Source organism: Marinifilum sp. RC60d5, from assembly GCF_052400665.1.
GTDB lineage: Bacteria > Bacteroidota > Bacteroidia > Bacteroidales > Marinifilaceae > JBQTGK01.
Genome location: NZ_JBQTGK010000009.1, coordinates 22661 through 39042, shown reverse-complemented (window position 1 = coordinate 39042; position 16382 = coordinate 22661). Strand labels below are relative to the sequence as shown.

General features: G+C 33.7%; 13 protein-coding genes. 6 read left to right on the top strand and 7 right to left on the bottom strand.

Annotated features, from left to right (window positions below; genetic code table 11):
- From der to ACT3CE_RS15445, 4 genes are all read left to right on the top strand, one after another.
- Positions 1-1308, top strand: a complete 1308-nt coding sequence (gene der, locus ACT3CE_RS15460) for a ribosome biogenesis GTPase Der (protein WP_444710672.1) — start codon at positions 1-3, stop codon at positions 1306-1308.
- 134 nt (positions 1309-1442) lie between these two features.
- Complete coding sequence (locus ACT3CE_RS15455) at positions 1443-2702, top strand: tetratricopeptide repeat protein (RefSeq protein ID WP_444710671.1); 1260 nt, start codon at positions 1443-1445, stop codon at positions 2700-2702.
- 110 nt (positions 2703-2812) lie between these two features.
- Positions 2813-3541: a hypothetical protein gene (locus ACT3CE_RS15450; RefSeq protein WP_444710670.1), complete on the top strand. Its 729-nt coding sequence runs from the start codon at positions 2813-2815 to the stop codon at positions 3539-3541.
- A 12-nt stretch (positions 3542-3553) separates the two neighbouring features.
- Positions 3554-4147: a response regulator transcription factor gene (locus ACT3CE_RS15445; RefSeq protein ID WP_444710669.1), complete on the top strand. Its 594-nt coding sequence runs from the start codon at positions 3554-3556 to the stop codon at positions 4145-4147.
- Here ACT3CE_RS15445 and ACT3CE_RS15440 read toward each other — a convergent pair whose 3' ends face one another.
- From ACT3CE_RS15440 to rlmH, 3 genes are all read right to left on the bottom strand, one after another.
- Positions 4148-4924 carry an MBL fold metallo-hydrolase gene (locus tag ACT3CE_RS15440; RefSeq protein WP_444710668.1) on the bottom strand — a complete coding sequence of 259 codons (777 nt, stop codon included), beginning with the start codon at positions 4922-4924 and terminating at the stop codon, positions 4148-4150.
- Positions 4921-8586 carry an ATP-binding protein gene (locus ACT3CE_RS15435; RefSeq protein WP_444710667.1) on the bottom strand — a complete coding sequence of 1222 codons (3666 nt, stop codon included), beginning with the start codon at positions 8584-8586 and terminating at the stop codon, positions 4921-4923. The genes ACT3CE_RS15440 and ACT3CE_RS15435 overlap by 4 nt, the downstream gene beginning before the upstream one ends.
- Before the next feature lie 82 nt (positions 8587-8668).
- Positions 8669-9142, bottom strand: coding sequence for a 23S rRNA (pseudouridine(1915)-N(3))-methyltransferase RlmH (gene rlmH, locus ACT3CE_RS15430; protein ID WP_444710666.1), 474 nt, complete (start codon positions 9140-9142; stop codon positions 8669-8671).
- Between the two features lie 224 nt (positions 9143-9366).
- Here rlmH and ACT3CE_RS15425 point away from each other — a divergent pair, with 224 nt between their 5' ends.
- A complete protein-coding gene (locus ACT3CE_RS15425; protein ID WP_444710665.1) occupies positions 9367-9765 on the top strand; it encodes a DUF4783 domain-containing protein in 399 nt (132 codons plus the stop codon).
- A gap of 330 nt (positions 9766-10095) precedes the next feature.
- Entirely contained in the window at positions 10096-11421 is a 1326-nt protein-coding gene (locus ACT3CE_RS15420; RefSeq protein ID WP_444710664.1) for an ammonium transporter, read from the top strand.
- A gap of 79 nt (positions 11422-11500) precedes the next feature.
- Here the strand turns inward: ACT3CE_RS15420 and ACT3CE_RS15415 are convergent, their stop codons facing one another.
- The 4 genes from ACT3CE_RS15415 to ACT3CE_RS15400 form a co-directional block, all read right to left on the bottom strand.
- Positions 11501-13006, bottom strand: coding sequence for a glutamine synthetase family protein (locus ACT3CE_RS15415; protein WP_444710663.1), 1506 nt, complete (start codon positions 13004-13006; stop codon positions 11501-11503).
- Between the two features lie 502 nt (positions 13007-13508).
- Positions 13509-14219 (bottom strand): DUF6515 family protein, encoded by a 711-nt coding sequence (locus ACT3CE_RS15410; protein ID WP_444710662.1) that lies wholly within the window; start codon positions 14217-14219, stop codon positions 13509-13511.
- 232 nt (positions 14220-14451) lie between these two features.
- Positions 14452-15789, bottom strand: coding sequence for an NAD(P)/FAD-dependent oxidoreductase (locus tag ACT3CE_RS15405; RefSeq protein ID WP_444710661.1), 1338 nt, complete (start codon positions 15787-15789; stop codon positions 14452-14454).
- 194 nt (positions 15790-15983) lie between these two features.
- Positions 15984-16334, bottom strand: coding sequence for a RidA family protein (locus tag ACT3CE_RS15400; protein ID WP_444710660.1), 351 nt, complete (start codon positions 16332-16334; stop codon positions 15984-15986).
- Between the last annotated feature and the right edge of the window lie 48 nt (positions 16335-16382).

Below are 16382 nucleotides of genomic sequence, written 5' to 3'. Positions count from 1 at the left end.
ATGAGCAATATCGTTGCAATCGTAGGTCGTCCAAATGTTGGAAAATCTACACTTTTTAACAGACTTACAGGAACAAGACAAGCTATCGTAAATGAAACTGCCGGAGTAACTCGCGACCGTAATTACGGGAAAGCAGACTGGAACGGACAGGAATTTTCAGTAATAGATACGGGAGGATACTCTTTTAATTCGGAAGATGTATTTGATGACGAAATTCGTAAACAAGTACTTCTTGCCATTGAGGAAGCTGATTCTATTCTTTTTGTTTTAGATGTACAACACGGACTTACCGATTTAGACGAAGCAGTTGCTCGTGTTCTTCGTAGAACAGATAAAAAAGTTTATTTAGTTGCGAATAAAGCAGATAATAGCGAATTAATGTTTTCTGCCAACGAGTTTTATTCTGTTGGAATTGGTGAATTTGTTTATCCAATTTCTTCGGTTAATGGTTCGGGAACAGGAGATTTACTGGATGCAGTAGTTGCTGATTTTGAAGAAAAGCCTGAGGAAGAAAACTCTGAATTACCAAGAATTGCTTTTGTTGGTCGTCCTAATGTTGGAAAATCATCAACCGTAAATGCTTTAATTGGTGTTGAAAGAAATATTGTTACCGATGTAGCAGGAACCACACGAGATTCTATTCATACGCGTTTTCAAAAATTTGGACACGATTTTATGTTGGTTGATACGGCAGGAGTTCGTAAAAAACCAAAGGTAAATGAAGATTTAGAATTTTACTCGGTAATGCGTTCGATTCGAACCATAGAAACTGCTGATGTTTGTGTTATGATATTAGACGCAACCCGTGGTGTTGAAGCTCAGGATTTAGCAATTTTTGATTTGATTATTAAAAACCGAAAAGGTGTTGTAATCATGGTTAACAAATGGGACTTGATAGAAAAAGAAACCAATACCATGAAAGATTTCGAAGAACAAATCAGAAATCGAATTGCCCCTTTTAACGATGTGCCAATTGTATTTACATCGGCAACCGAGAAACAAAGATTACTTAACGTATTGGAATCGGCTCTTGATGTTTATGAAAACAGGGTTCGTAAAATTACAACCTCTGAATTAAATAAAGTCATGCAAGCTGCTATTGAGGCCTTTACTCCTCCGTCGGTAAAAGGAAAATTTATTAAAATTAAGTATGTTACTCAACTACCTACTTTAGCTCCAACATTTGCCTTTTATTGTAATTTACCACAATACGTTAAAGATCCATACAAAAGATATCTTGAAAATCAGATTAGAAAGAACTGGCAATTTACCGGAGTTCCTATTCAGATATTTATCAGAAAAAAATAAATTGCTAAAACATGCAATTTCATTAGCCGACTCAGAAATTATGAGTCGGCTATTTTTTTATTCTAAGTGATAAAATTTTTTATAACTAATCTTTTAGTTATATTTATACTGATAATTACCAAACCCTAAACCCAATGATAAAACTAAGCATAAGTTTAATTGTAGCACTTGCTATATTTTCACTTAAAGTATACCCGCAAAAAGTAAATAAAATCGATCAGCTATTGTTTTCAGGTAAATATGAAAGTGCAATTCCGCTATTAAATCAGTTAATCGATAAAGACAGTACCAATAGCCAATTACATTTTCGTTTGGGCAAAGCATATCAAAATTTAAACCGGAACAAGCTTGCCGTCGAAAATTATCAAAAAGCATATCAATTAAATTCAAAATCGGTTCCAACGCTAATCAATCTTGGCAATTGTTTATACGCTATGGGCAATTATCCTGCTGCCAGAAATACATTACAAAAAATACAGAAACTTGATAGCACTAACTATCAAGGCGGTTTATTACTTGCAAAAACCTATACAATTTTAGGCAGCTACAATAAAAGTTTAAATATTTATGAGCGATTAATATCTAAAGATTCCCTAAATCCATACTTACACAAACAAATTGGCAGTCTAAAAAATAAGATGCAAAATTATCTGGGTTCATTGGCATCTTATTTAAAAGCCTACGAACTAAACGAAGCTGACCTATCAGTAATTCTTCATATCATGCAAAAGTTTTATGAAATGGCTGCTTATGAACAAGCTTTAGCATTTGCCAATAACGGACTAAATACTTTCCCCAACAATCATCTTATTTTAAAGAAAAAAGCACAATGCTTAATTGGTTTAGAGTGGTATGAGAATGCTTTAAATATTTTTGAAAATTTAAACGAAAGAAATAAACTAAAACTTAGCGATTACAAACAACTTGGCATTTGTTATATGCAAACAAGGCAATATAATAAAGCAATTAACTGGCTTGAAAAATACAATAAAGCAGTAGAAAAAGACCCTATGATTAACTTTTATCTGGGCATTTGCTATTCGAGATTACACGACACTGAAAAAGGAATAAAATTTCTTGAAGATGCCTTATTTTATATTAATCCCCCTATTAAAGCTTCAATACACCTATATTTGGCAAAAGCGTACGGAGCAAATAGAGAATTCGAAAAATCAGTGAAAGAATATCTTAAAAATATCGAACTTGATGATTCTAATCCTGAAACCCTTTACGAGATCGCAAGCACATACGAAGAGTTCGGAGACAATAAATCTAAAGCTTTAAAATATTATTCGAAATACATACAACAAACCAGCGATATTGGTGGAGAAAGGTACGAGTATGCGAAATCAAGAATTCTTCATATCAAAGAAAAAATCCATTTTGAGAAGTAGTTAACACTCGCATTATACCTAATAATGGGGATTGCATACAAGCAGCTTAAAATCTACATTTGTAGTTCGCAAAAATTAGTTAATTTAGACTGATTAAAAATATTAAAGATATGCGCTTAAGCCAAAATATGAAATTAGCCGACGTAATTCAAATGAATTACCTGTTAATTCCTGTTATTCATCGATTTGGAATTAATTTAGGCTTTGGAGAAAAAACCGTAGCAGATGTTTGTGAAGAAAATGATGTTGACCTGAATTTTTTTCTACAGCTGGTAAACGCATATCACGATCAGGATTATTTTCCTAAAGAAGAACTTCAGAGTATTTCGGTTAAAAACATTGTGGCTTACCTAAGAATGACTCATGCTAGTTATTTAAATACTACTTTGCGCGAAATAGAGCGGAAAATAATGAGATTAGCCTCAGAAGAGTCTGAAAATAAAAAGTTTATTGATTTAATTAAAAACTTTTTTGAAGATTATAAAAACGAACTTACGGCGCACATCATGCACGAGGAAGATACTGTTTTTCCTTATGCCCTAACAGTAAATGAGATTATTAACAATCAAGATTTCTCAGAAAAAAATCAAGAAATATTCGAATCCTTCTCAATAGAAGAATACGAAGAAGGTCATGATGATGTAGAAGAAAAATTAATGGACTTACGAACCATAATGATTAAATACCTTAGGCCGCCAGAAAATACAACCCTATATCATTCCATTATTCAGGATTTATTCAGGCTGGAAGAAGATTTAAACTACCACTCGCGCATAGAAGACAAGGTTTTAACACCTAAGATTATATTAATGGAGAAATCTATTAAAAACCTTTTTTAAACTCCTGATTCTATGCCAAAAACAACTATACTTATAGCTGAAAATCTCTGTCTGATTAGAAAAGGCTTGTATTCTATTTTACAAAAACTAGAAAATGCCGAGGTTGTACAAACCATTTGTAATAAAGACATACTTATTGATACGCTTAATCGTATTAAGCCGAATATTTTAATTGTAAATCCAAATATGATGGATTCCAATTCCAGTAACTTGAAACAAGTTTTCGAGAATGGGAAAAGTATGAGTTTGGTGCTCATTTCGGACAATCAGGAAATAAAAACAAAATACAAAGCGGATGCCTATTTACTATATTCCGACTCCCAAACTTATATTTTGGACAGAATACAAGAGCTTATCAATAAAATAAATAAAGACATCCCTACTGAAAAATCGAACGACCCTTTAAGTGCCCGCGAAAAAAACATTCTAAAGCATATAGCTTTAGGCTTAACAAATAAAGAAATGGCCGATCAACTTTTTATTAGTATACACACAGTTGTAACGCATCGAAAAAACATTACCCATAAACTTGGTATTAAATCTGTTTCCGGATTAACGGTGTATGCCATTTTACACAATCTCATTTCTATGGACGAAGTAAATTAACTACAAATCCATTACGGCTCCGGCATCTAGATTTATCACTTTTAAGTGTTTTTTAAATTCGTCGCGAACCTTAAAACTCGTGCAATGAGTTGGCCCCACTAATTCTACCTTTTCATTTTTTAAAAATTGAATGGTTTTCTTTGTTAGCTCATCTATTTCTTTCAAATGGAAACCACCTAAAACTGCATATACTTTATCTTCCCCACATACTTTGCGTGCATAGGATACTGTATTACAAATTCCCGCATGTGCGCAACCACTAATCACAACCAATCCTTTACTCAATTTAATGGCTATGGCCGAATCGTCAGGTACAAAATCCGACGATCCATCGGGCAAAAGAAAAGGACTTTCCTTCGATTCGAAATCATTTTCACGAGGTATCTCACCCAAAAAAACCATCTGATCAGAAAGCCAATATGGTTCACTAGATTCTATTATTTCATATTTTGCCTGCAATTCTTCCTTCGACATAGCAAGGCCAACATGGGTATTATTCCTTTTTCTAAATCTTTCGATAAAACTACTTGGATGCAAAATCAATTTCTTATCCGAAAGATAAGCCAATCCATCGCCATGATCCCAGTGCCCGTGGCTTAACACAATTGTATCAATATCATTAAGATCTTCACCCAGCTTCTCAGCATTCTTTAGAAACAGGTCATTGGGTCCTAAATCGAACAGTATTTTTTTCCCCGCCTCAATAATAGACGAAAATCCATGTACCGAATCAAATCCTTCCTTAGCGGTATTATCCATTAAGATCTTTATCTTCATAGCTCTTTATATTTTGGAATTTTAACGAAAAAACAGGAGCCTACATTCTCTTCAGAATCAACCCAGATTTTTCCATTTGCATTTTCTACAATATTTTTAACAATTGCTAAACCAAGCCCCATTCCTCCCGATTTAGTTGTAAAGTTAGGATAAAATAATTTTTCTTTTACTAAATCATCAATTCCTAAACCATTATCGATTACCGATGCCTGATAAAAATTATCTTGCTCTTCGAGCTCCAAAACAATTTGGCCTGGTCTATCTTCGGGAATAGATTGTATTGCGTTATTTATCAGGTTTACAAACACTCTAACAAATTGCTCTCTATCGACAAAAACATTTGCATTTTCGATATCATTCAACACCAACTTTAAATCAAATTTATCATTTTTAAATAATGATATTACATGATAAATAATATCAACCAAATTTAAACTCTCGCTTTTAGCTTTAGGCATTTTTGCAAAATTAGAAAAAGCTGTTGCAATAGACGACAAAGCATTAATCTGCTCAATTAAAGTTTTACTAACTTGTTTAAGATGCTCTTCTCTATTTTCTGATTTCTCATCGAATCTCCTCTGTAAAAACTGAATACTCAACTTCATTGGAGTAAGCGGATTCTTAATTTCATGAGCAATTTGGCGAGCCATTTCTCTCCAGGCCGACTCTCTTTCCGATTTAGATAATCGTTCGGCACTCTCCTCCAGCTCCAGCAACATCTGATTGTATTCCTTAACCAAACTTCCAATTTCATCATCTTTAGAATACTCAATTTTTTCGCCATAAGATCCAAAGCGTGTTGCTTTTAAGCGATTTTGAATTAATCTAAGCGGATTAGTAATCTTATTGGAAATAAATACAGAAAGAAAAATTGCCAACAAAATCATGAATACGTGAAGATTTACTCCTGCCAAAACAAGATTAAACATCTCCTTCTCCAGCTCCTGACTTTTGAGGAAATATGGCAAATTTATAAAAGCTACCAACTCGTTGTTTTCATCAAAAATTGCTTCGTAAGCCGATAAATAGGACATGGATCCTATTTCTTCGCGATGTATAAAACTGGTTTTCTCCTGAAAGAATAATTGATAATAGGCTGCAAAATTCATTCTTGTATGCTGCAATCCTTTTTCAAAGATCTCGGGTCGCGACGATGACACCAGTTTCCCTGAAAGATCGTAGATGTGTATGTCTGCATATATTAATTCAGACAAACGGCGCAATTGGTCTGTTAAGAAATCAACATTATTATCCTTATTCAGATTTGCAATAACCTCTCTTTTTACCAACTGCAGTTTCTCACGTAGTTGTCTATTATTTAACTGTTCACTTCTCTCAATCGTATAGTAAACTGTTCCTCCTCCAAGCAAAATAAAAAATAGCATTAACAAACCAAGTATCGAATATTGTATTCGATACTTAAAACTCATATTAAATTTAAATTTCCAGGGACACTTTTCTAAGAACCAAATTAGAAATCCAAAAATATAGAGCATCACAAAAATATATGGAACTGTAATTACTCGATTATACCAACCTACAATTTTGCTACTTACAACAACTGCATTGCTGCCAAATTTGTATACCAAATGATCATATCCATCTAATTCAATTCTAAATACATTTTTATCCGACTTTCCAAACACTTTATTACTCATGTAATAGGAGTAGTCTCCCGAAGATGCAATTAGCTTTCCCTTTCGGTATTTTCCGTAAGAATAGTCGTTTCCCCGAGGACGAAGAGCAACTTTTTCGTCCAATAATAAATCGGGATAACCCAATCCCTCATTGCCCACTTTTGAGTCTAAACGAATATAAATTTTAACCAAATCGTTCCGTTTCGATTTTGTTTCGATAACTCCTAAATAGGATACCATTCCGTTAAATTCATTCAGATAGTAAAAATCAGTATTGGGAATAGCTTCTCCGGCCTCTAAAATCATCTCATGAAAAAATTCAAAACAATTTCTTATTTCATTATCGGGCTCAATATTTAGGTCATCACTATCATTACAAATGGTTATTTGTAAATGATATTGCTCCCAATATCCGGTAAAGTATTTTGACTGGATATGATCCATTATTTTCATTTCATTTCGAAATGGCCTATCGCAAAGATTTGCTAGCATTTTATCCTCATCCAGTTTTTTCTGCATATCAATCAAAAGATTCTCAGAAGTTGGATCGTACTCTGTTGAGAGGTTCATGGCAGCAACCATTCTATTCTGCACCTCTTTTTTCTCTGATAAAACATTAATACGATGAGTAATAGCAACGGCTACCAGCAGCAATAAAATTATGAGTGATGAATATCTGGCTCTCTTATCTTCCCAATAAGCAACAAAACCAGTAAACAGGAACAATGCTAAAGGAAACAGATAATAGCTTATATCCTTATCAACAGAATCGCAAAAATAAATAAGAGCTAAAGCAAATACTGCAACAACAAAAACGACGGTGAAATACCTATTACGCGCACAACTATATTTTGCCAACACAGCTGTTGTATATGCTAAATAACCAAGAGAATACAGAAGCAGCAATAAAATAAAGAAACCTGTAAAAATATACATTCCCTTATCCTGAAAAACAAACATCTGCAAACTAAAGCTAGAATCAATCACCAAACTGGCAATTAATTCACCAATCCAATAGTAAAGAATCCAAAAAACAATTAAATGACAAATAATATATATGTAAAACCAAACTTTTGTAATGTTTTTACTTAATTCATTTTTTATTGCATAAACCGAATAAGCATAAACTAGAGCAAAAAGAAATACTGCATTTATCACAAAATCTCCCAGCGATGGAAAAAAGAATGAACTGGCAAATAATAATGGAGAAAAAATTTCAAGATCGGATAATACCCCTGGAACATTCCATAACAACATAAAATACCTGACAAAAAATAATCCTAGAGCATACACAATAAGCAAGACAACTCCAATTTTTTTGTTTCGTATATTGGTAATTATAATAGTACAAAAAATAAGTGCGAGAATAGTAAAAATACCATATAACACACCTGTTCCGTCTTCTTCTTTCTGCGTAACAAAACTTAAATCACTTTCGTTAATAGAAAAAAGATAATCGCCATTCTTATTATTTATTGGCACTCCACTTTCATTATCTAATGAAATAGTGTACTCTGCAGGAATTTTAAATTCTTTATCGAAGTAATTACGTAAAAATTTATTTTGATATGGATATATCTTTTTTAGTAGAAGTAAGCCATAAAAATCAATAGAATCCTGCTTTTGTTTTTCAATATAGTACCAGCCGTTTGGAAATTTTGCAACCGAAGCTTCCATTTTCTTCAACGAACAATCCTTTGGCAGGATAAAGGAATTATCACTCCAAAATATAATACTATCCTCTTTAAATCCCAAAAGAACAAAACCATCATCCTTCAAGTCGTGCTCGAATTCAGAAAAATCTTTGTACCGATTTAAGCCTAAGTTTCCATTCTTAATAGCGGAACGAAGCTCAGCTATATCCTTTGACAGGAGCAATTCTTTTTTTTGAAAAACCTCCTGAATACGATCAGCAGAATGAATGAGACTATTGTTACGACTAAAAAAATAATCAGACGATATTGCCAGTACCAGAAAAACTAACAATAACAGTCCCAAAACATATTTGAGAAGTTCTTTTTTCAAGAGAGAAAATTTTAAGATTCTTGTTTCATTTAACAAAATTCGTGCTAAACCTCTCCCAAATTAGCATAATTCAATTAAATCATCAAACATGATGGTAAGGTTCTCCCTTAATTATTGTCATTGCCCTGTAAAGTTGCTCCACAAAAATCATTCGAATCATCTGATGCGAAAAGGTCATTTTAGATAAGGACACTTTCCCTTGGGCTTTATTATACACATCCTGAGAAAAACCGTAAGGTCCTCCAATAACAAAAATCAAATTCTTAACTCCAGCAATCATTTTCTGTTCAATAAATTTCGAAAAGCCCACCGATGAAAATTCTTTTCCATTTTCATCTAACAAAATTAAGGTGTCCGACGTTTTTACTTTATCCAGAATTAATTCACCTTCTTTTTGCTTTTGCTGACTTTCTGACAGATTTTTAGTATTCTTTAAATCAGGAATTATGACCAATTCAAAAGGAAGATAATGCACCAACCTCTTTCTATATTCTTCGATTCCTTTTATCACAAAATCCTTATCCGTTTTACCAATTACAAGAAGAGTTATTTTCATTTTTAAATTTTTAATCTGTTTTATCAGTTTTTTAACTCTATATTACACCTAGAAACAAAACTCAACCAAACACCATAAACAGCACATAATCAATATAATATTTAAAACCATTAATGATTTATTACCAATCAGTCATCTTCATTAATGAGATTTTTTTATCTTGCGATATACTTTTCGCACAGAATTTGCATAAAGGTAAATGATATTAGATTAAAACTATTCAGATGAGAATTATAAAATACATATTTATAGGTATTCTTATATTGGGCAATTGTTCAAATACTATATCCCAAAATAGAAATGATTTACCAGGAGATTTAATTCTTGCTTTTAAACAAGGAAATAGCATTAGCTTATCTAATTTTTTTGGCGATAGAGTTGCTTTAAGCATTCAGGATAAAGAATCAAGCTACAGTAAATCTCAGGCTAAACAAATTATGTCAAAATTTTTTAATGATTTTCCACCTGTCAATTTCATCAGGAAACATACAGGCGGTAAAACCGGAGCAAGATATGTAACCGGCGATTTACAAACCAAAAAAGGTAAATTTAGGGTAAGCTTTCTTCTTAAAGAACAAAATGGAAAGTTTATAATACATCAACTAAATATAGAAAAAGACTAATAAAAAAGCTTCATTTACATGAAGCTTTTTTTATAACCCCTTAAACCATCTAATTGATTTCTGCACATCGGTTCATACTTGCATTCTTCAATATTATATCCTTTCTAAAAACTCACCATACTGATTTTTAAAAATAAAACAGAATTACACACCATGCTAATAATAGGGGTTAAAATGGTTTTTATTGATGTTTTTGTAATTACACCCCCTACATACTTGTTGTTATATTGAATATTTTACTTTATTTTTGACCCCGAAGCGTAAATTTGACGGACCACATAATAATAATCACACCTAACAGATTATTTTACCTTATTAATCTTTACAAAGATGAAAAACAGTAAAAAGTGGTTATATGCCCTGCTATTTTTAGTAGTGGTGTCGATCGTTGGGATTTTTGCACCCGGCGTAGAATTCGGATCAACTGATCCAAATATTGTAGCTGGAGATGTGGCATGGATGCTAACTTCTACTGCTTTGGTATTACTAATGACTCCCGGCCTAGCCTTTTTCTATGGAGGAATGGTAGATCCCAGAAATATTATCTCTACAATTCTACAAAGTTTTGTTTCAATGGGAATTGTAAGTATCATCTGGGTAATATGCGGATTTAGCATTGCTTTTGGTGAAAGTATAGGTAGCGAAGGATATGGATTATTAGGGAATCCCTTAACTTTTTTAATGTTTAAAAACGTGGGCGGATTTACACATCCCGAAATGTCGCCAACAATTCCTTTTGCCCTGTTTGCTCTTTTTCAATTAAAATTTGCAATTATTACTCCTGCACTAATTACCGGATCATTTGCAGGAAGGGTGAGGTTTCGCGCATACATCATATTTATCAGCTTATTTACAATATTTATTTATGCCCCGCTTGCTCATTGGACCTGGCACCCAAATGGTTTTCTTCGCAATATGGGAGTGCTAGATTTTGCCGGAGGAACAGTTGTTCACATGTCGGCAGGTTTTGCTGCTCTTGCAGGAGCAATGTTCTTAGGAAAAAGAACCAACTCTAAATACAACGAAAAACGATCTAATATTCCATTCGTTTTACTAGGAGCCGGTATGCTTTGGTTTGGATGGTTTGGTTTCAATGCAGGTTCTGCTTTGGAAGCCTCATCAACTGCAGTATTAGCTCTTTTAAATACCAATACTGCTTCGGCTGCAGCTATGCTAACCTGGGTATTTTTAGATGGAGCACGAGGAAATAAACCATCGGGATTGGGAGCCGCAATTGGTCTTGTTGTTGGTTTAGTAGCCATTACTCCTGCAGCAGGATTTGTAGATGTTGGAGCATCTATTACCATTGGCGTAATTGCCTCTATTATTAGCAATTATGCGATTACATTGCAAGGAAAAACTTCACTAGACGACACGCTAGATGTATTTCCAGCACACGGAATGGGAGGTATTACCGGAATGATTCTAACAGCTGTTTTTGCTCACAATGTTGGATTAATTCATGGAGAATTTCACACTTTCTTAATGCACATTCTTGCACTGCTAATCGTAGGAATTTTCACTTTTGGTGGTTCTTACCTTTTGTACTGGATAACAAATCAGATTGTTCCATTACGAGTATCCGAATACTCCGAAAAGAAAGGTCTGGATATTTCACAACATGATGAGTCATATTCTTTTGCCTATAAAGAATAACTATTTCTGTTAATACAAAAAGTCCTGTAGGCATATTGCTTACAGGACTTTTTTTTAATGTAATTAGCCTCCATTCTAATTACATACAATGAATATATTTGTCAACAATCTCCATAATCTTATCTACTTTACCCAAAATACGATCATTTAAACCATTGTCTTTATAAAGTTTGAGGTTATTTACTACCGCATCAATTGTTCCTTTAGGAAATATTCCATTCTTTTCAAACACTTCCCTTTTGGCAGCTAAAGCATCTGAACTTTCCCAGCAACAAGTTGGCAATTGCTCTAAACTATCAAGTTTCTCTTTATACTCTGAGGTAAAGATATCAACATCCGCATATAATTCTTCGGCCAATTGCAGTCCGTTTTCCATCTCTAATCCATGCTGACCAGCAACAATTAAACCAGCCACCAATAAATAAATATCGGCAGATCCATCGGGCACTCTAAATTCAAAAGTTTGCTTACTAGAAAAATCTCTTGGATCGGCAGCCTGTTGTGGGTTAACATCTTTTATCATATCCGATGCTCCTACCCATCCAAGAGGAACGCGTACCAAAACAGATCGGTTTCTATCTCCCCAACACACATAAGTCGGTGCTTCCTGATGAGGAACCAAGCGCAAATATGAAGTAGGGATTGTGTTTCCAAAAGCTGTTAGCGCTCCCGACAAATTCATGATCCCAGCAATCATTTTTTTTGCTGTATTGCTTAATTTACCATTCTCAATACAAATATTTCTACCCTCTTTTTCTACCAGCATGTGAATATGCAAACCACTACCTGCCTTACCCACAGTAATTTTTGGAGCCCAACTTACCAAAGCATTCTCACGGGCGGCAAGCATTCTTACAATCCATTTACCAATTATCAACTGCTCAACTGCCTCCTCCGGATTCACAGGTAAAAATTCAATTTCGTGTTGCTCGTATCCATCATCACCAGAAGAGAAACTTCCTACTTCGGAGTGTCCATATTTAATCTTACCTCCACATTGAGCAATTAACACCATGGCCTCTTTCCTCAACCCTTCCCATTTTGTAAAAGGCTGAGAGCTATGATATCCTTTTTGATCCACATCTGGATATAAAGTATGATTTTCACTCTTAATATAGTATTCCAACTCACCCATAGCCTTAAATTGAAGACCTGTTGCTTTAGTAAATGAATTGTTAGCTTTCTTAAGAATATATTCAGGTGCACTTTCCAATGGTTTTCCTTCGGCCGTATAAAACGAACAAAGAATATCTAAACTTGGAACTTCCGAAAATGGATTTAGAAATGCAGTTTTAAATCGAGGAATAACATATAAATCACTCGATCCGGCACCAATAAAAGAAAATAAACTCGATCCGTCTACCCTTTCTCCTGTTGATAAAATACTATCAAGATGATCTGCTCCAGTTATAATAAAATTGAGAGTTTTTAGTTTTCCATCTTCCGCTACATAGCGAAAATTAATCATTTCAATATTGTTCTCAACAATATATTTAATCAAATCTTCTTTTGTAAATTCTTCTGCTGGCTTCTGTAAATATTTAACCAGCTTATTCGGATCCAATAAATAAGCTTTCCTTTTCATGATATTCCCCTTTTTATAATGTTTGTTGTCATTGTTAGTTCTTGAGAGATAAAATAGCCGAGTTTATATTGAATTTCCAAAAAGATAAGAACATTTAAGCGAACATATATATACACATTTAAAAACTCTGATTAACAAAGCATTAAACCTCATTTTATATAAATTCACGAACAAGCAAAATGTGTTCTACAACAGGTTGTCGAAATCGTTTTCGCGATTAAATTTTGAAGATATTTAGACAGCCCCCAACAGGCAATAGCCATTCTAAAAAAAAGAAATACTTTTTCTCCTTACACTCCCTAAAAAAATAGAGTCTGTATTGAAAAGAAAAAACAGACAGATAAAAATACCCCATTTTCAACAAGGCAAGACCAAAAACGTCATTTTTATGTGTCAAGGGTGTATTTTTATTCAAATTAAGGGGTGTTTTTTATCTAAAAATAAAAAACACCCCTTAATTTTTAGTAAAAGCAAAAAATATCTATTTTAATACTGTTAAATACTAAAACTTAAGTGACAAACGTATTCCCGAAGGAGCCTTTACAATTCTAAATCCTTTTCTATGCCTTTCAAAACAAAGATCCCCATTGGAATAATACACATTGCCATGGTGCGATACTCTGCGACAATTATCAGGAATATAAGAGAAGTAAACTGAACTTGGAGGATTAACCGCTACAAATCCAATTTCCGGGTAAAATCTATAATAATATCCATCCGAATAATAATATTTTCCGTTTCGATAGCGAATAATAAGTGGTTCCGATGCAAATCTCATTACCACATCCCCATATCTTGAATGATGATAACAACTATGTCCGTAATTATTATAGAAATAAGGAGATCTACTGTGCGAATTCAGGTGCTTAGAATAATACCCATGCTTATGATTTGATCTATGTTTTCTATAATGCTTATCTGCATAATATTTATGGCCTTTATGAGTATGATAAATTTTATGATGCTTCAACCTATTCTTATCGGCACTATAAGTTTTGCCTTTAGCATGTTTGCGATCGGCTCGATACGTACTCTTATTGTATCTGTCACTGCGATCGTGATTTCTCAGTTCATTGATCTTATTTCGTTCTTCATACCGCGTTTTATTCTCCTTGTCGGATCTTCTCTGTGCATTAACATTCGAACCAGACAAAATTATGGCTGACACCAATACTATACCGGATATCAGCTTATAGAATATAATTTTTTTCATGAGCTTTTCTTTTTAGTGAAAGCCAATTAATCCTTTTCGGATACAGGACAAGTTTTACAACAAAACTTCCTAAATATATTAGGCTACTAATTCGTCATCCTATGGTAGGGATGAATCTTGTAAAAGTATTTTACCGGTATACTTTAAAGATTAAAAAACAAAGCCCATGCCAAAAATTAAAAAAGCACTATTCTTGAATAAAAACAGTACTTTCAAATTCTACAGATTATTCTCAATTTAAACCAATTGTATTGGTCTTTTTATTTTTCTTATTTGCTCTATCAATAAAACTTCTTTTGTTTGGCTTTATTAAAACACGCAAAGATTGATCGGAAGTAAAATAGTTCCACACCCAGTTAATGAGTATAAAAAATCGATTTTTAACACCAACAATCGCCATTAAATGAACAAACAACCAAAGTGCCCATGCGATAAAACCATGCATTTTTATTCCTGGCAAATCGGCAACAGCAAGATTTTTACCAATAGTTGCCAATGATCCTCTATCCTTATAATGAAAAGGTCTCATTTTGTTAACAGATAAGTTTTTTTTAAAGTTAAAAGCCAAATTACCAGCCTGCTGCAAACCAACTTGAGCAACTTGCGGGTGTCCATTCTGAAATTCGCCCTCTTTCTGAAAAGCCAGATCTCCTATAGCATATACATTATTTAATCCATAAACCTTATTGAATCGATCAACACGAAGTCTTCCTCCTTTTGTTGCGGCAACCTCTGATATTCCTTTTATAGACCTTGCTGCAACACCTGCAGCCCAAACCAGTGTGTACGAATTAAAACTTTCACCATCTGCCAAATTAATTTTCAAACCATCATAATCGGCCACGCGAGCTTCTGTTTTTACAATCACTCCCAGTTTTTCAAGGTAAGCTTTTGCTTTCGCGGATGCTTTATCCGACATGCCACTCAACAAACGACCCGAAGCCTCAAATAGATACACATTCATTAGGGAAAAATCCAACTCAGGATAATCTTTAGGTAGAATTTTAGTTTTCATTTCGACCAATGCACCGGCTAATTCAACGCCAGTGGGACCACCACCAACCAGCACAATATTCATATAGTTTGCCGCTTTCTGAGGATCTGCTTCGTTTAATGCCTTTTCATAATTTCTTAAAATAGAATTTCTCAGAAAAATTGCTTCGGATACCGATTTCATGGGAATCGCAAACTCCTCGATATTTTTATTCCCAAGATAATTGGTGTCGACACCTGTTGCCAAAACCAAATAATCATATTTTAAACTACCAAGACTAGTAATTATTTCCTGCATATTAGGATTTACCTCTATCAAATCGGCCATTCGGAAATGAACATTACTTTTCTTTTGAAAAATTTTACGTAAAGGAAATGCAATAGAGCTTGGCTCTAATCCGGAGGTTGCCACCTGATAAAAAAGAGGCTGAAACTGATGGAAATTATTTTTATCAATTAAAACAACCTGATAGTTAGTTTTTGCCAATTGTCTCGCCAATTTTAAACCTGCAAAACCGCCACCAACAATCACAACTCTTGATTTTCCATTTTCGGGAATGTGTTTTATCGTATCCATAAACTTAATTAAATAGTTTTCATCATTCAATCTATTTTCGTATTTTAAGATTCTTTTCTCTTATTACAAATTAAAGAATTATTTCTCTAATATTCTAATACACGAAAAACTACAAGCGATTGCGGGAAAAATTAATTAAAAAAAATCCAGATTTAATTTAAAATCTGGATTCGCCAAAAATTATAAACCTAATCTTATTTCTTAGCAGCCACTACCGACATTTCCACTAATAACTCTGGTCGGGCCATGCGAGCTTCAACACAAGCACGTGCAGGTTGGTATCCGTCAACCACCCAGGCATCCCAAACTTCGTTCATGGCAGCGAAGTCTTTCATATCGCGCACGTAAATGGTTACAGAAAGAATGTGTTTCTTGTCAGAACCTGCTTTCTCTAGTAATTCTTCTACTTTTTCAAGAGTTGTTATGGTTTGTTCTTTTATATCTTTTGTAGCGTCTTTAGCTGTTTGTCCACATAAATAAATGGTATTTCCATGCTCAACAATACGGCTCATTCTTGGAGTAGAATCTGTTCTTTTGATTGTCATTTTGGTATCTGTTTAAGTTATTTTGTGGAGCGAAGATATGAAAAAGGA

Bases quoted from the DNA above. Each gene is read 5' to 3' on its own strand.
- der (WP_444710672.1), top strand. From the start codon at position 1: ATGAGCAATATCGTTGCAATCGTAGGTCGTCCAAATGTTGGAAAATCT.
- ACT3CE_RS15455 (WP_444710671.1), top strand. From the start codon at position 1,443: ATGATAAAACTAAGCATAAGTTTAATTGTAGCACTTGCTATATTTTCA.
- ACT3CE_RS15450 (WP_444710670.1), top strand. From the start codon at position 2,813: ATGCGCTTAAGCCAAAATATGAAATTAGCCGACGTAATTCAAATGAAT.
- ACT3CE_RS15445 (WP_444710669.1), top strand. From the start codon at position 3,554: ATGCCAAAAACAACTATACTTATAGCTGAAAATCTCTGTCTGATTAGA.
- ACT3CE_RS15440 (WP_444710668.1), bottom strand. From the start codon at position 4,924: ATGAAGATAAAGATCTTAATGGATAATACCGCTAAGGAAGGATTTGAT.
- rlmH (WP_444710666.1), bottom strand. From the start codon at position 9,142: ATGAAAATAACTCTTCTTGTAATTGGTAAAACGGATAAGGATTTTGTG.
- ACT3CE_RS15425 (WP_444710665.1), top strand. From the start codon at position 9,367: ATGAGAATTATAAAATACATATTTATAGGTATTCTTATATTGGGCAAT.
- ACT3CE_RS15420 (WP_444710664.1), top strand. From the start codon at position 10,096: ATGAAAAACAGTAAAAAGTGGTTATATGCCCTGCTATTTTTAGTAGTG.
- ACT3CE_RS15415 (WP_444710663.1), bottom strand. From the start codon at position 13,006: ATGAAAAGGAAAGCTTATTTATTGGATCCGAATAAGCTGGTTAAATAT.
- ACT3CE_RS15410 (WP_444710662.1), bottom strand. From the start codon at position 14,219: ATGAAAAAAATTATATTCTATAAGCTGATATCCGGTATAGTATTGGTG.
- ACT3CE_RS15405 (WP_444710661.1), bottom strand. From the start codon at position 15,789: ATGGATACGATAAAACACATTCCCGAAAATGGAAAATCAAGAGTTGTG.
- ACT3CE_RS15400 (WP_444710660.1), bottom strand. From the start codon at position 16,334: ATGACAATCAAAAGAACAGATTCTACTCCAAGAATGAGCCGTATTGTT.